34 protein-coding genes are annotated in these 22436 nt (G+C 66.3%); 4 read left to right on the top strand and 30 right to left on the bottom strand.

What is annotated here, in order from left to right; genetic code table 11:
• The first annotated feature begins 23 nt into the window (after nucleotides 1-23).
• Nucleotides 24-1415, top strand: a complete 1392-nt coding sequence (locus OCH239_RS12800) for a trypsin-like peptidase domain-containing protein (RefSeq protein ID WP_037263303.1) — start codon at nucleotides 24-26, stop codon at nucleotides 1413-1415.
• Entirely contained in the window at nucleotides 1416-2735 is a 1320-nt protein-coding gene (locus OCH239_RS12795) for a replication-associated recombination protein A (RefSeq protein ID WP_037263301.1), read from the top strand.
• A gap of 76 nt (nucleotides 2736-2811) precedes the next feature.
• On the opposite strand, the gene rplQ is transcribed toward OCH239_RS12795, so the two are convergent.
• The 7 genes from rplQ to rplO all read right to left on the bottom strand — a co-directional run bounded on the left by rplQ (nucleotide 2812) and on the right by rplO (nucleotide 8098).
• The gene (gene rplQ / locus OCH239_RS12790; RefSeq protein WP_037263298.1) at nucleotides 2812-3231 is read right to left on the bottom strand and encodes a 50S ribosomal protein L17; all 420 of its coding nucleotides are present in this window, start codon (nucleotides 3229-3231) and stop codon (nucleotides 2812-2814) included.
• A gap of 121 nt (nucleotides 3232-3352) precedes the next feature.
• Nucleotides 3353-4369: a DNA-directed RNA polymerase subunit alpha gene (locus OCH239_RS12785; protein WP_037263296.1), complete on the bottom strand. Its 1017-nt coding sequence runs from the start codon at nucleotides 4367-4369 to the stop codon at nucleotides 3353-3355.
• A 116-nt stretch (nucleotides 4370-4485) separates the two neighbouring features.
• The gene (gene rpsK / locus OCH239_RS12780) at nucleotides 4486-4878 is read right to left on the bottom strand and encodes a 30S ribosomal protein S11 (protein ID WP_037263294.1); all 393 of its coding nucleotides are present in this window, start codon (nucleotides 4876-4878) and stop codon (nucleotides 4486-4488) included.
• 15 nt (nucleotides 4879-4893) lie between these two features.
• Nucleotides 4894-5262 carry a 30S ribosomal protein S13 gene (rpsM, locus tag OCH239_RS12775; RefSeq protein ID WP_037263291.1) on the bottom strand — a complete coding sequence of 123 codons (369 nt, stop codon included), beginning with the start codon at nucleotides 5260-5262 and terminating at the stop codon, nucleotides 4894-4896.
• Nucleotides 5263-5510: 248 nt separating this feature from the next.
• Nucleotides 5511-6155, bottom strand: coding sequence for an adenylate kinase (locus tag OCH239_RS12770; protein ID WP_037263290.1), 645 nt, complete (start codon nucleotides 6153-6155; stop codon nucleotides 5511-5513).
• Nucleotides 6152-7513 (bottom strand): preprotein translocase subunit SecY, encoded by a 1362-nt coding sequence (gene secY, locus OCH239_RS12765; RefSeq protein ID WP_037263288.1) that lies wholly within the window; start codon nucleotides 7511-7513, stop codon nucleotides 6152-6154. Before secY ends, OCH239_RS12770 begins: the two co-directional genes overlap by 4 nt.
• Before the next feature lie 111 nt (nucleotides 7514-7624).
• Nucleotides 7625-8098, bottom strand: a complete 474-nt coding sequence (gene rplO, locus OCH239_RS12760) for a 50S ribosomal protein L15 (protein ID WP_037263286.1) — start codon at nucleotides 8096-8098, stop codon at nucleotides 7625-7627.
• A gap of 424 nt (nucleotides 8099-8522) precedes the next feature.
• Between rplO and OCH239_RS12755 the strand changes: the two genes are divergently transcribed.
• Both OCH239_RS12755 and OCH239_RS12750 read left to right on the top strand, forming a co-directional pair.
• Nucleotides 8523-9770 (top strand): DEAD/DEAH box helicase, encoded by a 1248-nt coding sequence (locus tag OCH239_RS12755; protein WP_244430354.1) that lies wholly within the window; start codon nucleotides 8523-8525, stop codon nucleotides 9768-9770.
• A 137-nt stretch (nucleotides 9771-9907) separates the two neighbouring features.
• Entirely contained in the window at nucleotides 9908-10915 is a 1008-nt protein-coding gene (locus tag OCH239_RS12750; RefSeq protein ID WP_037263284.1) for a zinc-dependent alcohol dehydrogenase family protein, read from the top strand.
• A 93-nt stretch (nucleotides 10916-11008) separates the two neighbouring features.
• On the opposite strand, the gene rpmD is transcribed toward OCH239_RS12750, so the two are convergent.
• The 23 genes from rpmD to rpsJ all read right to left on the bottom strand — a co-directional run bounded on the left by rpmD (nucleotide 11009) and on the right by rpsJ (nucleotide 22290).
• On the bottom strand, nucleotides 11009-11197 hold the full coding sequence (gene rpmD, locus OCH239_RS12745; protein ID WP_037263281.1) for a 50S ribosomal protein L30: 189 nt from the start codon (nucleotides 11195-11197) through the stop codon (nucleotides 11009-11011).
• A 3-nt stretch (nucleotides 11198-11200) separates the two neighbouring features.
• On the bottom strand, nucleotides 11201-11791 hold the full coding sequence (gene rpsE / locus OCH239_RS12740) for a 30S ribosomal protein S5 (protein ID WP_037263280.1): 591 nt from the start codon (nucleotides 11789-11791) through the stop codon (nucleotides 11201-11203).
• 142 nt (nucleotides 11792-11933) lie between these two features.
• On the bottom strand, nucleotides 11934-12293 hold the full coding sequence (rplR, locus tag OCH239_RS12735) for a 50S ribosomal protein L18 (protein ID WP_037263278.1): 360 nt from the start codon (nucleotides 12291-12293) through the stop codon (nucleotides 11934-11936).
• 11 nt (nucleotides 12294-12304) lie between these two features.
• A complete protein-coding gene (rplF, locus tag OCH239_RS12730) occupies nucleotides 12305-12838 on the bottom strand; it encodes a 50S ribosomal protein L6 (RefSeq protein ID WP_037263275.1) in 534 nt (177 codons plus the stop codon).
• Nucleotides 12839-12850: 12 nt separating this feature from the next.
• On the bottom strand, nucleotides 12851-13243 hold the full coding sequence (rpsH, locus tag OCH239_RS12725) for a 30S ribosomal protein S8 (RefSeq protein ID WP_037263273.1): 393 nt from the start codon (nucleotides 13241-13243) through the stop codon (nucleotides 12851-12853).
• Nucleotides 13244-13255: 12 nt separating this feature from the next.
• A complete protein-coding gene (rpsN, locus tag OCH239_RS12720; protein WP_037263271.1) occupies nucleotides 13256-13561 on the bottom strand; it encodes a 30S ribosomal protein S14 in 306 nt (101 codons plus the stop codon).
• Between the two features lie 14 nt (nucleotides 13562-13575).
• A complete protein-coding gene (rplE, locus tag OCH239_RS12715; RefSeq protein WP_037263269.1) occupies nucleotides 13576-14136 on the bottom strand; it encodes a 50S ribosomal protein L5 in 561 nt (186 codons plus the stop codon).
• Entirely contained in the window at nucleotides 14129-14440 is a 312-nt protein-coding gene (rplX, locus tag OCH239_RS12710) for a 50S ribosomal protein L24 (RefSeq protein WP_037263266.1), read from the bottom strand. The genes rplE and rplX overlap by 8 nt, the downstream gene beginning before the upstream one ends.
• Nucleotides 14440-14808 carry a 50S ribosomal protein L14 gene (gene rplN / locus OCH239_RS12705; protein ID WP_037263264.1) on the bottom strand — a complete coding sequence of 123 codons (369 nt, stop codon included), beginning with the start codon at nucleotides 14806-14808 and terminating at the stop codon, nucleotides 14440-14442. The genes rplX and rplN overlap by 1 nt, the downstream gene beginning before the upstream one ends.
• Before the next feature lie 90 nt (nucleotides 14809-14898).
• Nucleotides 14899-15219 carry a 30S ribosomal protein S17 gene (gene rpsQ / locus OCH239_RS12700; RefSeq protein WP_037263261.1) on the bottom strand — a complete coding sequence of 107 codons (321 nt, stop codon included), beginning with the start codon at nucleotides 15217-15219 and terminating at the stop codon, nucleotides 14899-14901.
• A 13-nt stretch (nucleotides 15220-15232) separates the two neighbouring features.
• A complete protein-coding gene (gene rpmC, locus OCH239_RS12695; RefSeq protein ID WP_037263259.1) occupies nucleotides 15233-15442 on the bottom strand; it encodes a 50S ribosomal protein L29 in 210 nt (69 codons plus the stop codon).
• A gap of 185 nt (nucleotides 15443-15627) precedes the next feature.
• Nucleotides 15628-16044: a hypothetical protein gene (locus tag OCH239_RS12690; RefSeq protein WP_157577868.1), complete on the bottom strand. Its 417-nt coding sequence runs from the start codon at nucleotides 16042-16044 to the stop codon at nucleotides 15628-15630.
• A 158-nt stretch (nucleotides 16045-16202) separates the two neighbouring features.
• The gene (locus tag OCH239_RS12685; RefSeq protein WP_037263253.1) at nucleotides 16203-16823 is read right to left on the bottom strand and encodes a TIGR02466 family protein; all 621 of its coding nucleotides are present in this window, start codon (nucleotides 16821-16823) and stop codon (nucleotides 16203-16205) included.
• Nucleotides 16824-16888: 65 nt separating this feature from the next.
• A complete protein-coding gene (locus OCH239_RS12680) occupies nucleotides 16889-17179 on the bottom strand; it encodes a hypothetical protein (RefSeq protein WP_037263250.1) in 291 nt (96 codons plus the stop codon).
• A gap of 84 nt (nucleotides 17180-17263) precedes the next feature.
• Entirely contained in the window at nucleotides 17264-17677 is a 414-nt protein-coding gene (gene rplP, locus OCH239_RS12675; protein WP_037263248.1) for a 50S ribosomal protein L16, read from the bottom strand.
• A gap of 13 nt (nucleotides 17678-17690) precedes the next feature.
• Nucleotides 17691-18398, bottom strand: coding sequence for a 30S ribosomal protein S3 (gene rpsC / locus OCH239_RS12670; RefSeq protein WP_037263245.1), 708 nt, complete (start codon nucleotides 18396-18398; stop codon nucleotides 17691-17693).
• Nucleotides 18398-18778: a 50S ribosomal protein L22 gene (rplV, locus tag OCH239_RS12665; protein ID WP_037263242.1), complete on the bottom strand. Its 381-nt coding sequence runs from the start codon at nucleotides 18776-18778 to the stop codon at nucleotides 18398-18400. The genes rpsC and rplV overlap by 1 nt, the downstream gene beginning before the upstream one ends.
• Nucleotides 18779-18781: 3 nt before the next feature.
• Nucleotides 18782-19060: a 30S ribosomal protein S19 gene (rpsS, locus tag OCH239_RS12660; RefSeq protein ID WP_037263239.1), complete on the bottom strand. Its 279-nt coding sequence runs from the start codon at nucleotides 19058-19060 to the stop codon at nucleotides 18782-18784.
• 3 nt (nucleotides 19061-19063) lie between these two features.
• Complete coding sequence (gene rplB, locus OCH239_RS12655; protein WP_037263236.1) at nucleotides 19064-19906, bottom strand: 50S ribosomal protein L2; 843 nt, start codon at nucleotides 19904-19906, stop codon at nucleotides 19064-19066.
• A gap of 283 nt (nucleotides 19907-20189) precedes the next feature.
• The gene (locus tag OCH239_RS12650; RefSeq protein WP_037263233.1) at nucleotides 20190-20486 is read right to left on the bottom strand and encodes a 50S ribosomal protein L23; all 297 of its coding nucleotides are present in this window, start codon (nucleotides 20484-20486) and stop codon (nucleotides 20190-20192) included.
• Complete coding sequence (gene rplD, locus OCH239_RS12645) at nucleotides 20483-21100, bottom strand: 50S ribosomal protein L4 (protein ID WP_037263231.1); 618 nt, start codon at nucleotides 21098-21100, stop codon at nucleotides 20483-20485. Before rplD ends, OCH239_RS12650 begins: the two co-directional genes overlap by 4 nt.
• Nucleotides 21097-21966: a 50S ribosomal protein L3 gene (rplC, locus tag OCH239_RS12640; protein WP_037263229.1), complete on the bottom strand. Its 870-nt coding sequence runs from the start codon at nucleotides 21964-21966 to the stop codon at nucleotides 21097-21099. Before rplC ends, rplD begins: the two co-directional genes overlap by 4 nt.
• Nucleotides 21967-21981: 15 nt before the next feature.
• Nucleotides 21982-22290 (bottom strand): 30S ribosomal protein S10, encoded by a 309-nt coding sequence (rpsJ, locus tag OCH239_RS12635; protein WP_037263226.1) that lies wholly within the window; start codon nucleotides 22288-22290, stop codon nucleotides 21982-21984.
• Nucleotides 22291-22436 lie beyond the last annotated feature (146 nt).

Genomic DNA, 22436 nt, shown 5'->3' with positions numbered 1-22436 from the left:
GGGGGCGTGAGGAATTCCGACCGATGCGCCTGCTGACCGCCCTTCTGATCGCCGCCCTGCCCCTCTCCGCGCTGCCCGCTGCGCTCGTGGCAGACGAGCGGGTGCCCCAGAGCCGGGCGGAGATCTCGCTGTCCTTCGCGCCGCTCGTCGAGGAGGCCGCGCCGGCGGTCGTCAACATCTATGCGAGCCGCGTCGTGCAGAGCCGCTCGCCCTTCGCCGGGGATCCGTTCTTCGGCGAGTTCTTCCGGAACTTCGGCGCCGGGCGGCCGCGGGTGCAGAACTCGCTCGGCTCGGGCGTGATCCTGTCGGAGGACGGGATCGTGGTCTCGAACTTCCATGTCGTCGGCGGTGCGCAGGACATCCGGGTGGTGCTGAACGACCGGCGGGAGTTCGAGGCGCGCGTGCTGCTGGCCGACGAGGAGGCGGACCTCGCGATCCTGCGGCTCGAGGGCGCGGAGGATATGCCGCACCTGCCGCTTCGGGACAGCGACGACGTGGCGGTCGGCGAGCTGGTGCTCGCCATCGGCAATCCGTTCGGGGTCGGGCAGACGGTGACGTCGGGGATCGTGTCGGGTCTGGCGCGGTCGGGCGCGGCGTCGGAGGGCGGACGCGGCTACTTCGTCCAGACCGACGCACCGATCAATCCCGGCAATTCGGGCGGTGCGTTGATCGACACGCAAGGCCGGCTGATCGGGGTCAACACCTCGATCCTGTCGCGGTCGGGTGGCTCGAACGGGATCGGTTTCGCGATCCCGGCGGCGCTCGTCGCGCAGTTCGTGGCGCAGGCGGAGGCCGGGAACGAGACCTTCACGCGGCCCTGGGCGGGCCTCACCGGCCAGCCGGTCGATGCCGAGCTGTCGGAAAGTCTCGGGCAGATGCGGCCCGCGGGTGTGCTGATCTCGGCGATCCATCCCGCGAGCCCCTTCGCGGCGGCGGGGCTCGAGGCGGGCGCGGTGATCGAGGCGGTGGACGGCAGCGAGGTGAACACGCCCGCCGAGATGATCTATCGCCTTTCCGTGCGCGGGATCGGAGCGACGAGCCGGGTGACTGCCGCCCGCCGGGGCGAGACGCGGGACATTGAGGTTGCGCTGATCGCGGCCCCCGACGAGCCGGCGCGCGAGACCGTAAGTCTCGGCGAGCGCGAGGTGCTGCCGGGACTCACGGTGGCCCATGCGAACCCCGCGGTGATCGCCGAGATGGGGCTGCCGCTTCTGACCGAGGGGGTCGTGGTGCTCGATCCCGGGCCGTGGGGTGCGCGGGCCGGGCTTGCGGCGGGCGACGTGATTTCGGGCGTCAACGGCTACGCCATCGAGGCGCCGCGGGACGTGGGCCCCGCCCTGCGCTCGGCTTTGCCGCGGATCGCCATCGAGGCGGAGCGGGACGGCAGGCGCGTCATGCTGCGGTTCCGCGTCTGAATGGCCGATCTCTTCGATCCTGCCCCGGGTGAGCCCGATCCCGCCGGCCGCGCGCCGCGCCCGCTGGCAGACCGCCTGCGGCCGACGCGCCTGACGGAAGTGATCGGGCAGCAGAAGGTGATCGGGCCCGACGGGCCGCTCGGCGTGATGCTGGCGTCGGGGACGCTGTCGAGCCTCGTCTTCTGGGGACCGCCGGGGGTGGGCAAGACCACCATCGCGCGGCTGCTGGCCGACGAGACCGAGCTGCATTTCGTGCAGATCAGCGCGATCTTCTCGGGGGTCGCGGAACTCAAGAAGGTGTTCGAGGCGGCCAAGCAGCGGCGGCGCACGGGTCAGGGCACGCTGCTCTTCGTCGACGAGATCCACCGGTTCAACAAGGCGCAGCAGGACAGCTTCCTGCCGCATATGGAGGACGGGACGATCCTGCTGGTCGGGGCGACCACGGAGAACCCGTCCTTCGAGCTGAACGCGGCGCTCCTGAGCCGCGCGCAGGTGCTGGTGCTGGAGCGGCTCTCGGCCGAGGAGCTAGAGCTCATGGCCTCACGTGCCGAGGCCGAGATGGACCGGGCGCTGCCGCTCGACGATCAGGCGCGGCGGGCGCTCATCGAGATGGCGGACGGCGACGGCCGGGCGCTTCTCAACCTCGTGGAGCAGGTGGCGGCGTGGCGCGTCGAGGGCGACCTCGACACCGAGGCGCTGCGGACCCGGCTGATGCGGCGGGCGGCGCAATACGACAAGTCCGGCGACGGGCATTACAACCTCATCTCCGCGCTGCACAAATCGGTGCGGGGGTCCGATCCCGACGCCGCGCTCTACTGGTTTGCGCGGATGCTCGAAGCCGGGGAGGATCCGCGCTACCTCGCGCGGCGGATCACGCGGATGGCGGTCGAGGATATCGGGCTCGCCGATCCGCAGGCGCAGGGCATGTGCCTCGAGAGCTGGAACACCTACGAGCGGCTGGGCTCGCCCGAGGGCGAGCTGGCGCTGGCGCAGGCGATCGTCTACCTCGCGCTCGCGCCGAAATCGAACGCGGCTTACGTGGCCTACAAGGCAGCGCGGCGGGCGGCGAAGTCCACGGGCTCGCTTATGCCGCCCAAGCACATCCTCAACGCGCCGACGTCGCTGATGAAGGATCAGGGTTACGGCAAGGATTATGCCTACGACCACGACGCCGAGGACGGGTTCTCGGGGCAGGACTACTTTCCCGACGACATGGAGCGCGAGGCGTTCTATGCGCCGGTGGAGCGCGGCTTCGAGCGGGACCTGAAGAAGCGAGTCGACTATTTCGCGAAGCTGCGGCGGGAGCGAAACGAGGGCTGACCGCGGCCTTCCCTAGAGACGAAAAACGCCCCGCAGCGGGGCTGCGGGGCGCAAGGTCTGCGATGCGTGAGGGGGATCAGCCTTCGGCGGATTCCTCGGCCTCGACGCGCTCGCGGTCGGCCTTGCCCTTGGCATCGACGTCGCGCTCGACGAATTCGATGATCGCCATGGGTGCCATGTCGCCGTAGCGGAAGCCGGCCTTGAGGACGCGCACGTAGCCGCCCGAACGCTCGGCGTAGCGAGGGCCGATGACGTCGAAGAGCTTGGCGACGTGGATGTCCTGCTTGAGCTGCGCGGCCGCCTGGCGACGCGCGTGCAGATCGCCGCGCTTGCCGAGGGTGACGAGCTTCTCGATCACGCGGCGAAGCTCCTTCGCCTTGGGCAGCGTGGTCTTGATCTGCTCGTGCTCGATCAGCGAGCCGGCCATGTTCGCCCACAGCGCCTTGCGGTGCTCGTGGGTGCGGTTGAGTTTGCGGTAACCGTGTCCGTGACGCATTGGTCTCGTCTCCTAAAGTCGTGTTTTGCTTTGTCCGGCGGCCGCTTGCGTTGCGCGACCGCTCACCTTGGGGCGCTTTGGCCCATCGTGCGGGGGCGGGCATTGCCGCCCCCGAAAGACATCAGAACGTGTCTTCCATCTTCTTCGAGAGGTCCTCGATGTTGTCGGGCGGCCAGTCCTCGACATCCATGCCGAGGTGCAGACCCATGCCCGAGAGGACTTCTTTGATCTCGTTCAGCGACTTGCGGCCGAAGTTCGGGGTGCGGAGCATCTCGGCTTCGGTCTTCTGGATGAGATCGCCGATATAGACGATGTTGTCGTTCTTGAGGCAGTTCGCCGAGCGGACCGACAGTTCGAGCTCGTCCACCTTCTTGAGAAGGAGCGGGTTGAACTCGAGGCCGTCGTCGCCGTCGTCGCTTCTCGCGCTCTCCGGCTCGTCGAAGTTGACGAAGATCGACAGCTGGTCCTGAAGGATGCGGGCCGCGTAGGCGACCGCGTCCTCGGGCGTGACCGCGCCGTTGGTCTCGACCTTGAGGGTCAGCTTGTCGTAATCGAGCACCTGGCCCTCGCGGGTCGGCTGCACGTCGTAGGCGACCTTCTTGACCGGCGAGTAGATCGCGTCGATCGGGATCATGCCGATGGGCGCGTCCTCGGGCTTGTTCTTGTCAGCCGAGACGTAGCCCTTACCGGTGTTCACGGTGAGCTCCATGAACACGTCGGCGCCCTCGTCGAGGTGGCAGATCACGTGGTCCTTGTTGAGGACCTCGATGCCGTTGCTCTCGGAGATGTCACCGGCGGTGACGACGCCCGGGCCCTTGGCGGAGATCGACAGGCGCTTTGGCCCCTCGACTTCCATCCGCAGCGACACACCCTTGAGGTTCAGGACGATGTCGGTCACGTCCTCGCGCACGCCTGCGACCGAGGAGAACTCGTGCAGGACGTTGTCGATCTGGACGGATGTGATCGCGGCGCCTTGGAGCGAGGACAGCAGAACGCGGCGCAGCGCGTTGCCGAGCGTCAGGCCGAAGCCCCGCTCGAGCGGTTCGGCGACGCAGGTCGCGAGACGCGTCGGATCGTTGCCCGGCTTGATCTCGAGCTGCGTGGGCTTGATGAGTTCGGCCCAGTTCTTATGGATCATGTAAGACCTCCATTCCTGTCCCGGTCCCATGTCCTAAAGACCGGAGACGCCCGAGGTTAAAGCGGCAAGGCCGGGCCCACGCGGAATGCGCGGGCCCGGCCGAAACCAAAGATCGATCAGACGCGGCGACGCTTGGGCGGGCGGCAGCCGTTGTGGGCGATCGGGGTCACGTCACGGATGGCCGTGATGTTGAAGCCGACCGCGGCCAGCGCGCGGAGCGCCGATTCGCGGCCCGAGCCGGGGCCCTGCACTTCGACCTCGAGGGTCTTCATGCCGTGCTCCTGCGCCTTCTTGCCCGCGTCTTCTGCGGCGAGCTGAGCGGCGTAGGGCGTGGACTTCCGCGAGCCCTTGAAGCCCATGGTGCCGGCAGACGACCACGAGATGGCGTTGCCCTGCACGTCCGAGATCAGGATCTTGGTGTTGTTGAAGCTGGAGTTCACATGCGCGACGCCAGCTGCGATGTTCTTGGAGACCTTGCGCTTGCCTCCGCGACGGGGATCACGTGCCATTTGCCTGTCTCTCCCTTACTTCTTCTTGCCTGCGATGGCCTTTGCGGGGCCTTTGCGGGTGCGGGCATTGGTGTGGGTACGCTGTCCGCGCACCGGGAGATTGCGGCGATGGCGCAGGCCGCGGTAGCAGCCGAGATCCATCAGGCGCTTGATGTTGACCTGGCGCTCGCGGCGCAGGTCGCCCTCGACGGTGAAGTTCGCGTCGATGTGCTCGCGCATCGCGACGACTTCTGCGTCGCTCAGCTCGTTCACACGGCGGGATTCGTCGATGTTGACGGCCGCGCAGATGTCCTTCGCGGCAGACGGTCCGATACCGTGGATGTAGGTCAGCGCGACCGGGACGCGCTTCGCGGTGGGGATGTTGACGCCGGCAATACGTGCCAAGTCGATATTCCTCTCGTTGCGGTTCCGTAGCTCCAGAACCTTTTTTCACAACATATGGCCCTTGGGCACGCGCCCTCGGACCGTAGGTCGATCAGGTGATCTGCCGCGTGTTCGGTGAGCGCGGCAAACGCGATTCTCCTGTGGAGATGGCGGTGGGTAATCGGAATCAGGTGACGGGTCAAGGCCCGGAAACGGAGCTCCGGCGGAGAAGTTCCGGCTGCCGTGGGGTCAGCCGGAACTTCAGCCTCTCAGGCGTCGAGAACGCCCGCGATACGCGCCTTGACCTCGTCGATCTCGCCGAGGCCGTCGATCGAGGTGAGCTGACCCTTGGCGTAGTAATAGCCGATCAGCGGGGACGTCTTCTTGTAGTATTCGAGGAGGCGCTGCTTGAGGCTCTCCTCGTTGTCGTCCGAGCGGCGCTTGAACTCGGTCCCGCCACACGATTCGCACTTGCCGTCCTGCGGGATCGGCTTGGTGATGTCATTGTAGACCTCGCCGCAACTGGCGCAGGTCGACCGGGCGGTGATCCGCTCCACCAAGGCGGCGTCGTCGACGCGCATCTCGACGACCGCGTCGAGACTCTGGCCTTCCTCCTCGAGGAGGGCGGCGAGCGCATCGGCCTGCGCGAGGGTGCGCGGGAAGCCGTCGAAGATGAAGCCCTCGGTCTTCTCGCCCTCGAGCTTCTCGCGGATGAGCCCGATGACGATCTCGTCGGTGACGAGCTCTCCGCGGGCCATGACGTCGGCGACGATCTCGCCCATCTCGGTGCCGCTGTCCTTGGCCTCGCGCAGCATGTCGCCCGTGGAGAGCTGGGTCATGCCGCGCGCCTCTTCGAGATGGCGCGCCTGGGTGCCCTTTCCGGCCCCCGGCGGTCCAAGCAGTATGATGTTCATCGGCGAGCCGGTCCCCCCTTCTTGCGGCCCTTGCCCTTGCCGCGCAGCTGCGACTTCTGGATCAGGCCTTCGTATTGATGCGCCAGCAGATGGCTCTGGACCTGCTGGATCGTGTCCATGGTCACGCTCACCACGATGAGCACCGAGGTGCCGCCGAAGTAGAACGGGATGGCGAACTGGTTTCTCAGGATCTCGGGCATCAGGCAGACGAGCGCGAGATAGCCCGAGCCGAGCACGAGCACGCGGTTGACCACGTATTCGAGATATTCGGAGGTGCGCTTGCCCGGGCGGATCCCCGGCACGAAGCCGTTCTGGTTCTTGAGGTTCTCTGCCACGTCGTCCGGTTTGAAGGAGACGTTGAAGGTGTAGAAATAGGCGAAGAACACGATCATCGCGGCGAAGAACAGCAGGTAGAGCGGCTGGCCCGGGCCGAAATAGGCCATGATGGTCGACATGACCGGGCCCGTGCTCTCGCCCGAGAAGGTCGAGATCGTCGTCGGCAGCAGCAGCAGCGACGAGGCGAAGATCGCCGGGATCACGCCCGCGGGGTTCACCTTGACCGGCAGGTGGCTGTTCTGCGCCTCTGTCATCTTCATCCCGACCTGGCGGCGCGGATACTGGATGGTGATTTTGCGCAGCGCCCGCTCCATGAAGACCACGAACATGATCGTCGCGACCATGAAGAGGACGACACCGATGATGACGGCGGGGCTGATCGCGCCGGACCGGCCGGAGGCGAAGAACTGCGCCAGCGCTGCGGGCACCTCGGCGATGATGCCGACGAAGATGATGAGCGAAATGCCGTTGCCGATGCCGCGCTGGGTGATCTGCTCGCCCAGCCACATCAGGAACATGGTGCCGCCGACGATGGTGATCACGGTCGAGGCGCGGAAGTACCAGCCCGGATCGTGCGCGAGATCGCCCGCCTCGAGCGACATCGCAAGCCCGTAGGCCTGGAAGACCGCGAGCAGCACTGTGCCGTAGCGGGTGTACTGGTTGATCTTCTTGCGGCCCTGCTCGCCCTCTTTCTTGAGCTGTTCGAGCGAGGGGACCATCGAGGTCAGCAGCTGCACGATGATCGAGGCCGAGATGTAGGGCATGATCCCGAGGGCGAAGATGCCCATGCGCCCGAGGGCGCCGCCGGTGAACATCGTCAGGATGCCGCCGATCCCCGCCTGGGCGCCTTCCATGAAGTCCCGCAGCGCGACGCCGTCGATCCCCGGAACGGGAATGAACGTGCCGAGCCGGAAGATGCACAGCAGAGCCAGCGTGTAGAGGATGCGGTTGCGGAGGTCGGTGGCCTTGCCCAGAGCCGCCCAGCTCGTGTTGGCGGCCATCTGTTCGACTGCGGATGCCATGAAGCGCCCTTCTCTTTCAGACGAACGCCGCCCGCGAGCCTTGTCCTGCTCGGGGCGGCGCCCAGAAACCTTGCCGGAGATGTAAAGGGCGGCGCCGCCGCCCACAACTCCTTATTCGGACGCTTGAGCGCCCGTGAGCTTCAGCGACCCGCCCGCCTTTTCCACGGCATCGACCGCGGATTTGGAGGCGCCGGTGACTTCGAGGTTCACCGCCTTGCTGAGCTCGCCCTTCGCGAGGACGCGCACGCCGTCGAGCTTGCGGCGGACGAGGCCGGAAGCAACCAGCACCTCTTCGGTGACCGGCTGGCCTGCGTCGATCTTGCCCGCGAGCACGAACTTGTCGATCATGCCGAGGTTGACGACCGCGTAGCTCTTGCGGTTCGGCTTGTTGAAGCCACGCTTCGGCAGACGCTGGTAGAGCGGCATCTGGCCACCCTCGTAGCCGTTGATCGCAACGCCCGAGCGGGATTTCTGACCCTTGATACCACGGCCGCCCATCTTGCCCTTGCCCGAACCCGGGCCACGGCCGATGCGCTTGGCCTTCTTGTTCGCGCCGTCGTTGTCGCGCAGTTCATGAAGTTTCATTGTCGCTTCTCCTTGCCGGATGCGGCCCCCGAGCGACGGAAGCGGGCCGACCACGGCTTGACGTGAGTGAGTCGCGGCCCCCGGATGGGACCGCCGGAGGCGTATAGACGGCACGGGCTGCGGGATCAAGGCCGGGGAGCGTCGGAGATTGACATGTCGGCGCGCAGTCCCTAAGTGCCAGACAAGCGCCAGACCTGCCGCGTGAGCAGGTGCCGCCCGCATGAGGGGACGAGACGTCCCGGGCGCAGCGCGAACATCCTCCATGGTTCCCAATTCACGCGGGGGTCCGATGCCTGCTCCGGCGCGTTCGCGCGCCGATCTGCGGCAGGCGAACCCGAACGCGACCGCTCTGCCCCTTCACGGGCAGCGCCTCTTTATTTTCGTCGGCGCCTGCGGTGCGCCTGCGACATGACAGGACGATCCTTTGGATTTTGACATGCTGGGGCTGCCGCCCCGCCTCGCCCAGAACCTCACCGATCTGGGCATCAACGAACCTACGCCGATCCAGACCAAGGCCATTCCCGAGGCCATGAACGGCCGCGACGTGATGGGCCTCGCCCAGACCGGCACCGGCAAGACGGCCGCCTTCGGCCTTCCCCTTCTGTCCGCGATCCTGCGGATGGAGGGTCGTCCGGCGCCGAAATCGGCGCGCGGGCTCGTTCTCGCCCCGACGCGAGAACTGGCCGGGCAGATCCTCGACAACCTCCGCGCCTATGCGGCCGGCACGCAGGTGCGCTGCGAGCTCGTCGTGGGCGGTGCGTCCCTGAACCGTCAGGAGCAGCGCCTCGCGAAGGGCGTCGACATCCTCGTCGCGACCCCGGGCCGGCTGATCGACCTTCTGGAGCGCAAGGCGGTGCGGCTCGACCTTACCGGCTATCTCGTGCTCGACGAGGCGGACCAGATGCTCGACATGGGCTTCATCCACGCGCTGCGGAAGATCCTGCCGCGGCTTCCCGAAGAGCGGCAGACGATGCTGTTCTCGGCGACGATGCCCAAGCTGATGACCGAGATCGCCAATTCCTATCTCGACAACCCGGTGCGGATCGAGACGGCGCCTCCGGGCAAGCCGGCCGACAAGATCGACCAGAGCGTCCATTTCGTCGAGCAGACCGACAAGACCGGACTGCTGATCGACATGCTGGACAAGCATCGTGACGAGAGCGCGCTGGTCTTCGCCCGCACCAAGCACGGGGCGGAGCGGCTGATGAAGACGCTGGACAAGGCGGGCTTCTCCGCGGCGTCGATCCACGGCAACAAGAGCCAGGGTCAGCGCGACCGGGCGCTCAAGGGCTTCCGCACCGGCAACCTGCGGGTGCTGGTGGCGACGGACGTCGCCGCGCGCGGCATCGACGTGCCAGAGGTGCGCCACGTCTACAACTTCGACCTGCCGAACGTGCCGGACAATTACGTGCACCGGATCGGCCGGACGGCGCGCGCGGGCCGTGACGGCGCCGCGATCGCGTTCTGCGCGCCCGCCGAAATGGGCGAGCTGCGCGACATCGAGAAGGTGATGGGCAAGGCCATTCCCGTCGGCGGAGGCGAGCCCTGGGCCGCACCGCGCGGCGGCGGCGCCCCGCAGAAACGCCGCGGCGGCGGTGGCGGCGGAAATGGCGGTGGCGGCAAGCCCGCCAGTCGTCGTCCGCGCCGCTCGCGGCCACGCCGCGCGGCCTGATCCGGACCCGACTTTGACCAATGAGGGGCGCGCCCGCGACGAGCGGCGCGCCCCCTGTCATTGCGGCATCCCGCATTGAACCCTTGGCTTTTGTCGTTACGTGCCTCTCCAACCCAAAGCGGACACGGAGAGATATCATGCAGGCGATGACACTCGCCAAACCCGGCGGCCTGGACAAACTGGCCCTGTCGGAGATGGACGATCCCGGCCAGCCCGGCCCCGGCGAGATCCGGGTGCGCCTCCGCGCCTCGTCGCTGAACTTCCACGATTACGGCGTCGTCTCGGGCGCCATGCCGAGCGAGGACGGCCGCATCCCGATGTCGGACGGCGCCGGCGAGGTCGAGGCGGTGGGCGATGGCGTGACCGAATTCGCGCCAGGGGATTCGGTCGTCTCGACCTTCTTCCCCGGCTGGCATGACGGGCCGCCGCCCGTCGCGGATTTCACCACGACGCCGGGCGACGGCATCGACGGCTTCGCCCGCGAGATCGTGGTGGCTCCGGCGACCTCGTTCACGCGCTCCCCCGACGGCTGGTCCCACGAGGAGGCCGCAACCATCACCACGGCGGGCCTGACGGCGTGGCGCGCGCTGGTGGTCGATGGTGGGCTCAAGGCCGGCGACGACGTGCTGGTGCTCGGCACCGGGGGCGTGTCGATCTACGCGCTGCAGATCGCCCGGGCGATGGGCGCGCGCGTCTTTGCCACCACGTCTTCGGGCGAGAAGGCCGAGCGGCTGCGCGACATGGGCGCGGCGGCGGTGGTGAACTACCGCGAGACCGAGGCCTGGGGCGCCGAGATCGCCCGCGAGACCGGCGGGCGCGGCGTCGATCACGTCATCGAAGTGGGCGGCCCCGCGACGCTGTCGCAATCGATCGAGGCCTGCCGGATCGGCGGGCACATGGCGCTGATCGGCGTGCTGACGGGCCGTGCGGGCGAGATCCCGACGGCCAAGCTGATGGCCAAGCACCAGAAGCTGCAGGGGCTCATCGTCGGCAGCCGGAGCCACCAGAAGGACATGGTGCGCGCGATGGAGACGACGGGCCTGCGGCCGATCCTCGACCGCAGTTTCCCGCTGGCCGATCTGGCAGATGCCTTCCGCCACGAGGAGAGCGGCGCGCATTTCGGGAAGATCACCGTCTCGATCTGACGGTGGTCCCCCTGCCCCGCAACGAAAAACGCCCCCCAGCCGGCGGCCGGGGGGCGTTTCTTTTGTCCTGCCGGACGGGCCGGCGTCAGACCTTTAGTCGCGCTCTTCGACGATCTCGACGAGGTGCGGGATCTTGCGGATCATGCCGCGGACCGAGGGGGTGTCCTCGAGCACGCGGGTCTTGTGCATCTTGTTCAGGCCCAGCCCGACCAGCGTCTGGCGCTGGATGGCGGGGCGGCGGATCGGCGAGCCGATCTGCTTGACGACGATGGTCTTGGCCATGGGTTACGCCTCCTCCGACACGCGGACGTGATCGCCTTCCGCCTGCGGGTTGTTCTCTTCGCGCTTGGGCAGGATGTCCGAGACCTTCTTGCCGCGACGCTGCGCGACGTGGCGCGGCGACTGCTGGCGCGTCAGGCCTTCGAGCGTGGCGCGGATCATGTTGTAGGGGTTCTGCGAGCCGTTCGACTTCGCCACGACGTCATGGACGCCGAGCATCTCGAAAACGGCGCGCATCGGACCACCGGCGATGATCCCGGTACCTTGCGATGCGGTCCGCATCACGACGCGGCCCGCACCATGGCGGCCCTCGATGTCGTGGTGCAGCGTGCGGCCTTCGCGCAGCGGCACGCGGATCATCTTGCGCTTCGCCTGCTCGGTCGCCTTGCGGATCGCCTCGGGGACCTCTTTCGCCTTGCCCTTGCCGAAGCCGACGCGGCCCTTCTGGTCGCCCACGACCACGAGCGCGGCGAAGCCGAAGCGCTTACCACCCTTCACGGTCTTCGAGACGCGGTTGATCGCAACCAGGCGATCGGCGAATTCGGGGGCCTCGTCGCGGTCGCGGCGGCCGCCCCGTCTGTTGTCACGTTCTGCCATCAGGCATTCCTTTCTGTCAGCGCCTCGGGCGCCAAATCGTCCAACCGAAGTGAGCCGCGTGCGGCTCCCCGGTCATCGAGGCGGCGCGGAGGCCGCCTGCGCATGAAAACGGGCGGCGGGGACATGCCCCGCCGCGCCGATATCAGATCTTGAGGCCCGCCTCGCGCGCGGCATCCGCCACGGCCTTGACGCGACCGTGGTAGAGGAACCCACCGCGGTCGAAATACGCCTCTTCGACGCCCGCCTTCTTGGCGCGCTCCGCAATCGCCGCGCCGATCTTCTGCGCCGCTTCCACGGAGTTCTTGCCGACCACGCCGAGATCCTTCTCGAGCGTGGAGGCCGCCGCGACGGTGTGACCGTTCACGTCGTCGATGAGCTGCACGTGCAGGTTCTTGTTCGACCGGTGCACGGAGAGGCGCATCCGCCCCTCGTTCACCGCGCGCAGCTTGTTCCGGACGCGCAGACGGCGCTTCAGGAACTGCACTCTCTTGCTGTAAGCCATGTTCGCCGTCCTTACTTCTTCTTGCCTTCCTTCTGGAAGATGTATTCGCCCTTATAGCGGATGCCCTTGCCCTTGTAGGGCTCGGGACGCCGCCAGTCGCGAATGTTCGCCGCCACCTGGCCGACCTGCTGGTAGTCGTGGCCTTCCACGACGAGCTCGGTCGGCTTGGTTGCCGTGACGGTGACACCTTCCGGAATGGGGAAGTCGACGTCGTGCGACAGGCCGAGGTTCAGCTTCAGGATGTTGCCCTGAACCTGCGCCCGGTAACCCACGCCCTGAATCTCCAGCTCCTTCTTGAAGGTGTTCTGGACCCCGTGGACGAGGTTGGCGACGATCGTGCGGGTCATGCCCCACTGCTGACGCGCGCGCTTGGAATTGCCGCGCGGCGTCACGCTGATCTTGTCGTCCTCGACCGTGATGGTGACGTCGTCGGTCGCGTGAAAGGTCTTGGTGCCCTTGGGGCCTTTGACCTCGACGGTCTGGCCCGACACGGATGCGGAGACACCCGAGGGCAGCTCGACCGGTCTTTTACCAATACGAGACATGTTCAGGCCTCCTTAGAATACCGTGCAGAGCACTTCGCCGCCGACGTTCTGGGCACGGGCAGTGTGATCGCTCATGACGCCCTTGGACGTGGAGACGATCGAGATGCCCAGGCCCTGGCGAACCTGCGGGATGGTGTCGACACCGAGATAGACGCGGCGGCCCGGGCGCGAGACGCGCTTGAGCTCGCGGATGACCGGCTCTCCCTCGTAGTACTTGAGCGAGATCTCGAACTGCGGGTGGCCGCGCTCGTCGGTCGTCTTCTCGTAACCGCGGATATAGCCCTCGTCCGCCAGCACATCGAGAACCCAGGCACGAAGCTTGGAGCCCGGGGTACGGACGGTGGACTTGCCGCGCATGGCGCCGTTGCGGATGCGGGTGATCATGTCGCCGATAGGATCGTTCATATCATGCCCTCCTTACCAGCTCGACTTGACCATGCCGGGAAGCAGGCCCTTGTTGCCGAGGTTGCGCAGCATGATCCGGCTGATTTTCAGCTTGCGGTAATAGGCGTGCGGACGCCCGGTCAGCTGGCAGCGGTTGTTGAGCCGCGTCGGCGAGGAATTGCGGGGCAGTTCTGCGAGCTGCAGGCGTGCCTTGAACCGCTCTTCCATCGGTTTGGTTTCGTCGTTTGCGATCTCTTTCAGAGACGCGCGCTTGGCTGCGTATTGTGCAACGAGCCGCTCACGCTTTCTCTGACGTTCGACCATGGATTTCTTAGCCATGTCCTAGGTTCCCTTCAGCTCGTGAACGGCATGTTGAAGTGCTTCAGGAGCGCCTTGCCCTCGGCGTCAGTCCCCGCCGTGGTGGCGATGATGACGTCCATGCCCCAGACCTCGTCGACCTTGTCGAAGTCGATCTCGGGGAAGACGATGTGCTCCTTGATGCCCATCGCGAAGTTGCCCTGACCGTCGAAGGACGGCTTGACGCCCCGGAAGTCCCGGATGCGCGGCATGGCGATGGTGATCAGCCGGTCGAGGAATTCGTACATCCGGTCGCCGCGCAGGGTCACCTTCGCGCCGAGCGGCATTTCCTCGCGGACGCGGAAGCCGGCGATCGACTTCTTCGCCTTGGTCACGACGGCGTGCTGACCTGCGATCTTGGTCAGGTCCTCCTGGGCCGACTTGGCCTTCTTGGAGTCGCGGACCGCCTCGGCACCGCAGCCGATGTTCAGCACGATCTTGTCGAGCCGGGGGATCTGCATGTCGTTCGTGTAGCCGAACTCTTCCTTGAGCTTGGCACGGATTTCCTCGCGGAACTGCTGGCGCAGGCGCGGGGTGTAGGTCGCCTCATCAAGCATCGATCGCATCCCCCGTGGTCTTGGCAAAACGGACCTTCTTGTCGCCGTCCATGCGGAAGCCGACGCGGGTCGCCTTGCCGTTCTTGTCGACGAGCGCGAGGTTCGACAGGTCGATCGGCACAGCCTTCGGCTGGCGGCCGCCCTGGTTCGACTGGGTCTGGCGCTGGTGACGCACGGCCATGTTGATGCCGTCGACGACGGCCTTGCCGTCCTTCGGCATGACGGCACTGATCGTGCCTTCCTTGCCCTTGTCCTTGCCGGCAAGGACGACGACCTTGTCGCCTTTACGAAGTTTCGCAGCCATCAGAGCACCTCCGGAGCGAGCGAGATGATCTTCATGAAGTTCTTCGCACGCAGCTCACGCACGACGGGCCCGAAGATACGGGTGCCGACGGGCTCGTTGCTGTTGTTGAGGATCACGGCGGCGTTGCGGTCGAAGCGGATGGCGGTGCCATCGTCACGACGCACTTCCTTGGCGGTGCGCACGACGACGGCCTTGCGGACATCGCCCTTCTTCACGCGGCCGCGCGGAATGGCTTCCTTCACCGAGACGACAATGATGTCGCCCACGGAGGCGTATTTACGCTTGGAGCCACCCAGGACCTTGATGCACTGAACTTTCCGGGCTCCGGAATTGTCAGCGACATCCAGATTGGTCTGCATCTGGATCATGTGGTTTCTCCCGACCTTCCGGAGCTGTTCTGGTTAACTCTCCGGGGTTTCGACTGATATGACCGGGCCCCGCGGGGCCCGAAATCCGGTTTACTCGGCGGTTTCCGCCTTCTGCGCCTCGGCGCGCTCGCGATCGAGGCGGGCGAGTTCGGCGTGGTGCGCCTTCTGTTCCTCGATCATCTCGGGGGTCATGACTTCCCACCGCTTGGTCTTGGACTTGGGCGCGCATTCGCGGATCATGACGGACTGGCCGACCGTAGCCGCCTCGCCTTCGTCATGGGCGCGGTACTTCTTGGACTTCTTGATCGTCTTCTGAAGCACCGGGTGCTTGAAGCGGCGCTCGACCGAAACCGTCACCGTCTGGGCGTTGGCGGTCGAGGTCACGGTGCCTTGCAGGATACGCTTGGGCATACTCTGTGTCCCCTTACTCGGTCGTCGCGGCGGCCGAGGCCGCCTTTTCGTTCAGGATGGTCTTCACCTTCGCCACATCGCGGCGCACGAGCTTCATGCGCGCGGTGTTCTCCAGCTGGCCGGTGGCCTGCTGGAAGCGGAGGTTGAAGGCCTCTTTCTTGAGCTGGACAAGCTGGTCCCGGAGCTGGTCCGGGGTCTTGTCACGGAGATCGCTGGCGTTCATGTCGCCCCTTTCTTCAACATCACCGGAGGGCCCCTGCCTGCCGAAGGCGCAGGGTCACCCTGATTCCGGTGGAGTCCGTGGATGAGGTGGCCGGGTAACCGATATCGGATCGTCACGCAAGCCCTGATCGGCCGCGCGCGGGTGGCGCGGCACGGATATGCCGTAGACGCTGCGGCTCGGGGCGTCTAGCGGGTCAGGAACATCGGATCGCCGGACCAGCGGGCGCTTGCCGACTGCTCGCGACCGCAGCTCAGATCCTCGATGTCGTAGGTCGCCTGCCACCTTCCGCCGGCGCCGAGCACCATCTCCCAGCTGCGGGTGACGATGGTCAGCGCGACGAATTCGGGCTTCGTCACCACGGTGCGTTCCCTGACGAGCGGAACGGCGGCCGGGAGGAAGTGGTTGCAGATCCCCCGCATGACGCCCGCCTGCCCGAGCTTGTCGTCCGCCCTGTCGGTGCGCAGGCGCAGCTCGAACCCCTCGCGCGCCTCCTCGACGAGCGGCACGGTGCCGATCCATTCGATGTTCTGCGCCGCCGCCGGCAGCGGTGCGGCCATGAGGACCAGCGCGGCGGCCCTCCGCATGAGTGATGTGCCGGTCATTGTAACTCCCCCGCGTGTTTCGCGATGGCTTTTACGCCACGGAAGGCTACGAGATCGGGAATTCGTTACGAAACGGCAAATGCGGGATCATGAAAATCGTGATCGCCTGCCGCAATGGCGGGCAAGGCAGGGCGCGACTGCCTATTTCGTCGGCAGGCTCATTCCCATTTGTAGTTGAAGCTGACCGAGATGCGGTCGTCCTCGGCCATGTTCATCGGCACCTCGTGGCGCAGCCAGGATTCCCAGAGAAGCACGTCACCGATTTCGGGCGCGACGTAGACGAAGTTCTTCAGCTCCTCGCGGCATTCCTTCGTGCGGGTCGGCGCGGCCATCATCATCGGCAGGCGCGGATCCTCGAGCTTGAGCGCGGAGGTGCCGTCGGGCATCGCGACATAGGTCGTGCCGGAGATGACCGAATGGGGGTGGATGTGGCTGCCGTGGCTGCCGCCCTCGGGCAGGACGTTGATCCAGACGTCCTCGAGCACGAGGCCCTTGTCGCCGAGATCGAACTGAACGTCCTCGGCGAAGGCCATCACGTGCTTGTCGAGCGCCTTTACCAGATCGGCGAAGATCGGGAAGCGCCACGGCAGGTCCGTGAGCGAGGCGTAGGAGGTGTAGCCCGGATAGCCCTCGCGCTCGCACCAATCCTGCCCGGCCTCGTCGTCCTCGGCGATCGAGAGGCACGAGGCCTCGAGCTCGCGCGCATCGACCTCTGGCTGAAACGCGTCCAGCCGGGCGCGGTAGAGGCGGGTGGCGAAGAGGGAGCGGATGTCGGCCATGGGAAACTCTCGGAGGGATGGGGTCAGCGCCTGACTATCGCAGGGCCGCGCCGAACGGAACGGGTTTACTCCTCGGGGAAGAGGACGAACCCTCCCGTGCCCTTCCGGGTGAAGAGAGCGCGCAGCGGGCCGACGCGGCGCAGATCGTCCACCGCGAGGTCCGGCATGACGCCGCCCGCCGCCTTGTCGTAGCCGCCTGCCGTCCACGCCCGGTAGACATCGCGCCGGGCTCGCGCCTCGGCGGTCTCGGCATCCGGCGCATCGAGCGTGACGGTGACGAAAAAGCCCCGGGCGAGGCCCTCGGGCGCCTCGAGCGCGAAGCCGGAGCCTTCGAACATCACCGTGAAGGTCGTCATGATTGCCCCCCATGAAAAAGGCTCCCGGTGTCGCCACCGGAAGCCTTGGGTCTTGGCGGGGGATGCGGCGCATCCCCGGCGATCTTACCAGTCTTCGCGGACCACGATGCGGGTCTTGATCGGCAGCTTCATCGACGCGAGGCGGAGCGCTTCGCGCGCGACCTCGTCGCTGACGCCGTCGATCTCGAACATCACGCGGCCCGGCTTGACCTTGCAGGCCCAGCGGTCGACCGAACCCTTACCTTTACCCATCCGGACCTCGATCGGCTTGGCCGACACGGGCACGTCCGGGAAGATGCGGATCCAGACACGGCCCTGACGCTTCATGTGACGCGTCATGGTCCGGCGGGCCGCCTCGATCTGGCGGGCGGTGATCCGCTCCGGCTGGGTCGCCTTCAGGCCGAAGGAGCCGAAGTTCAGGGACGAGCCGCCTTTGGCTTCGCCCTTGATGCGGCCCTTCTGCTGCTTGCGGTACTTCGTACGCTTGGGTTGAAGCATGTCTCAGCCCTCCTCAGCGACGGCCGCCTGCGCCGCGAGGCGCCGGTCCGTCCTGGATTTCCTGGCTCTTGCGGTCGCGAGCCTGGGGATCGTGCTCCATGATCTCGCCTTTGAAGATCCAGACCTTGATCCCGATGATGCCGTAGGGCGTCGCGGCCTCGATCGACGCGTGGTCGATATCGGCGCGCAGCGTGTGCAGCGGCACACGGCCCTCGCGGTACCACTCGGTCCGCGCGATCTCGGCGCCGCCGAGGCGGCCGGCGAGGTTCACACGGATGCCCTGGGCGCCCATGCGCATCGCGTTCTGCACCGCGCGCTTCATCGCACGGCGGAACGAGACACGACGCTCGAGCTGCTGGGCGATGTTCTCGCCCACGAGCGTGGCGTCGAGCTCGGGCTTGCGCACCTCGACGATGTTGAGGTGAAGCTCGGACGCAGTCATGCTGCCGACCTTCTTGCGCAGCGTCTCGATGTCCGCGCCCTTCTTGCCGATGATGACGCCCGGGCGGGCGGCATGGATCGTGACACGGCACTTCTTGTGCGGGCGCTCGATGATCACGCGCGCGATGCCGGCCTGCTTGCATTCCTTGTGAATGAACTCGCGGATCTTGAGATCCTCGAGCAGCAGGTTGCCGTAGTCCTTGGTGTCGGCGTACCAGCGGCTGTCCCAGGTGCGGTTGACCTGGAGGCGCATGCCGATCGGATTGACTTTGTTACCCATTAGGCTTGCTCCTCGACCTGACGCACCAGAATGGTGATTTCCGAGAACGGCTTCAGGATCTTGCCGAACCGGCCACGCGCCCGCGGACGTCCGCGCTTCATCACCAGGTTCTTGCCGACATAGGCCTCTGCGACGATCAGCTCGTCGACGTCCAGACCGTGGTTGTTCTCGGCATTGGCGATGGCGGACTGAAGGCACTTCTTCACGTCATCGGAGATGCGCTTCTTCGAGAAGGTCAGATCGTTCAGCGCGCGATCCACCTTCTTGCCGCGAATGAGGGCAGCGACGAGGTTCAGCTTCTGCGGGCTGGTGCGCAGCATGCGCAGCTTGGCCATCGCCTCGTTGTCCGCCACGCGGCGGGGATTCTTATCCTTGCCCATGGCTTATTTCCTCTTCGCTTTCTTGTCCGCCGAGTGCCCGTAATAGGTGCGGGTGGGCGAGTATTCACCGAACTTCTGGCCGATCATGTCCTCGGAGACGTTCACGGGCACATGCTTGTGGCCGTTGTAGACGCCGAAGGTGAGGCCGACGAATTGCGGCAGGATGGTCGAGCGACGCGACCAGATCTTGATGACTTCATTGCGGCCCGATTCGCGCGCTGCCTCGGCCTTCTTCAGGACGTAGGCGTCGACGAACGGACCCTTCCAGACGGAACGTGTCATGGTTTAGCGACCCTTCTTCCGAGCGTGACGCGAGCGAATGATGAGCTTTTGCGAGCCCTTGTTGGTGTTCCGCGTGCGGTGACCCTTGGTGGGCTTGCCCCACGGCGTCACCGGGTGGCGGCCACCCGAGGTCCGGCCCTCACCACCACCATGCGGGTGGTCGATCGGGTTCATCACGACGCCGCGGACATGCGGACGCTTGCCGAGATGGCGCATGCGGCCGGCCTTGCCGAAGTTCTGGTTGCTGTTGTCGGGGTTCGACACAGCACCGACGGTCGCCATGCATTCCTGGCGGACCATCCGCAGCTCGCCCGAGGACAGGCGGACCTGCGCGTAGCCGCCGTCGCGGCCGACGAACTGGGCATAGGTGCCTGCAGCGCGTGCGATCTGACCGCCCTTGCCGGGCTTCAGCTCGATGTTGTGCACGATCGTACCGATCGGCATGCCGGAGAACGGCATCGCGTTGCCCGGCTTGATGTCGGCCTTCTTGCCCGAGATCACGCGGTCGCCGATGGCGAGGCGCTGGGGGGCGAGGATGTAGGCCTGCTCGCCGTCATCGTACTGGATCAGTGCGATGAAGGCCGTGCGGTTGGGGTCGTATTCGATCCGGGCGACGGTGCCCTGGACGTCGAACTTGTTCCGCTTGAAGTCCACGATCCGGTAGAGGCGCTTTGCCCCTCCGCCGCGGCGGCGCATCGTGATCCGTCCGGTGTTGTTCCGGCCGCCCTTCTTCGTCAGACCCTCGGTGAGGCTCTTGACGGGACGTCCCTTATACAGCTCCGAACGGTCGATCAGCACCAGCCCGCGCTGGCCCGGCGTCGTCGGCTTGTACGACTTGAGTGCCATGCTTTCTGTCTTCCGTTGTCAGCAGCGACCCGCCCCCGGTCGGGGCGTCCGCCTATGTGGTCGGCCGCGGCGCGAGGCCCGGCCTTCGGATGTAGGCCCCCGTAGGTGCCCGGTGGTAAATGACCACGCGGCCCCGGAGCGAATCCGGAGCCGCGTGATCTGCGGGCTTCTAACGCAGAGGCAGGCCCGCGTCCAGTGCGGATCTGCGCCTGCTCCGGAGCCCGGAAAAACGAAAGGCCCCCACCGTGGGCGGGGGCCCTTCAGGGTCTCGATCCGGGCCGGATCAGAGGCCGGTGGTCACGTCGATGGTGTTGCCCTCGACGAGCGTCACATAGGCCTTCTTGGTGTCCGCGCGGCGGCCCTTCTGGCCGCGGAAACGCTTCACCTTGCCCTTGGCGATCAGCGTGTTGACCGCCTTCACCTTCACACCGAACAGAGCCTCGACCGCTTCCTTGATCTGCGGCTTGTTCGCGTCGATCGCCACCTCGAACACGACGCCGTTGTGCTCGGACGCCATGGTCGACTTCTCGGTGATGACCGGCTTGCGGATCACGTCGTAATGTTCAGCCTTCGCGCTCATTTCAGCCGGGCCTCCAGAGCTTCGATCCCCGCCTTCGTGATCACCAGGGTGTCACGCTTGAGGATGTCGTAGACGTTCGCGCCCATCGACGGCAGGACATCCAGACCGTCGATGTTCGCCGCGGCGCGGGCGAAGTCGCCGTTGACCTCTGCACCGTCGATGACCAGCGTCCGCTTCCAGCCGAGATCCTTGATGGCCTTCGCGAGCGTCTTGGTCTTGCCGTCGGTCTCCGCGCTGTCGATCACGACGAGGTTGCCCTCGCGCGCCTTGGCGCTGAGCGCGTGCATGAGGCCGAGCCGGCGCACCTTCTTGGGAAGGTCGTGCGCGTGGCTCCGCGGCTTCGGGCCCTTGTAGATGCCACCCTTGCGGAAGATCGGCGCATTGCGGTCACCGTGGCGTGCGCCGCCGGTGCCCTTCTGGCGGTAGATCTTCTTGGTCGAGTAGCTGGTCTCGGACCGGCCCAGCGTCGAGTGTGTGCCCTGCATCGCCTTGTTGCGCTGCCAGCGCACGACGCGGTGCAGGATGTCGGCGCGCGGCTCGAGATCGTAGATCTCGTCCGCGAGATCCACCGACCCGGCGCTGCCGCCGTCCAGTTTGATCACGTCGAGTTTCATGCCTGACCGTCCTTCTTCTCGGCGTCCGAATTGTCGGTGTCGGCCGACTCTTCGGCGATTTCAGCCTCGGCTTCCTTCAGGGCTTCTTCCTGCTGAGCCGCTTCCTCGGCGAGGCGCGCCTCTTCGGCCTGACGTGCCTCTTCCTCGGCCTGCTTTGCAGCTTCCTCGGCGGCACGCTTGGCTTCGTCCGCGGCGGATTTCAGCGCGGCGGGCAGGATGATGCCTTCGGGCGCAGGCTTCTTGACCGCGTCCTTGATGGTGACCCAGCCGCCCTTGGCGCCGGGAACGGCACCCTTGATCATGATCAGGCCGCGATCCGCGTCCGTCTTCACGACCTGGAGGTTCTGCGTGGTCACGCGGACGGCGCCCATGTGGCCGGCCATCTTCTTGCCCTTGAACACCTTGCCGGGGTCCTGGCACTGGCCGGTGGAGCCGTGCGAGCGGTGCGAGATCGACACGCCGTGGGTCGCTTCGAGACCCCGGAAGTTGTGCCGCTTCATGCCGCCGGCAAAGCCTTTACCGATCGAGGTGCCGCAGACGTCCACGAACTGGCCCGCGAAGTAATGATCCGCGGTGATCTCCTCACCGACGTCGATCATGTTCTCCGGCGCGACGCGGAATTCCGCGACCTTGCGCTTGGGCTCGACCTTGGCGATGGCGAAGTGGCCACGCATCGGCTTCGAGACGTTCTTGGGCTTGATCGCGCCACAGCCGAGTTGCACGGCCGAATAGCCATGCGAATCCACGGTGCGCTGCGCCACGACCTGCAGCTTGTCGAGTTGAAGGACGGTCACGGGAACCTGTTTCCCGTCCTCCTGGAAGATCCGCGTCATGCCGACCTTCTTGGCGATGATTCCAGAGCGCATAACTGGTTGCCCTCCTTACACCTTGATTTCGACGTCGACGCCGGCGGCGAGGTCGAGCTTCATGAGCGCGTCCACGGTCTGCGGGGTCGGGTCGATGATGTCGAGAAGACGCTTGTGGGTCCGGATCTCCCACTGGTCGCGCGACTTCTTGTTGACGTGCGGACCGCGGAGAACGGTGAACCGCTCGATCTTGTTCGGCAGCGGGATGGGCCCGCGCACGTCCGCGCCGGTCCGCTTTGCGGTGTTGACGATCTCCTGCGTGCTGGAGTCCAGCACGCGGTAGTCGAACGCCTTCAGCCGGATGCGAATGTTCTGGCTTTGCATTGTCTTGCCTTCATCGGCTTGCGGTGAGGGTTGAGAGGAAGAGACCGGACCACCCGGCCCCTTCATCGAACCCTGTAAAGAGACGGGTGCGCCCGGAGGCGCACCCACATGTCGGCGATCGGACGGGACCTTTCAGGCCCCGGCCC

It is taken from the genome of Roseivivax halodurans JCM 10272, assembly GCF_000521785.1.
Classification (GTDB): Bacteria; Pseudomonadota; Alphaproteobacteria; order Rhodobacterales; family Rhodobacteraceae; genus Roseivivax; species Roseivivax halodurans.
The sequence above is the reverse complement of the archived record's forward strand: the minus strand, read 5'-3'. Positions and strand labels throughout refer to the sequence as shown.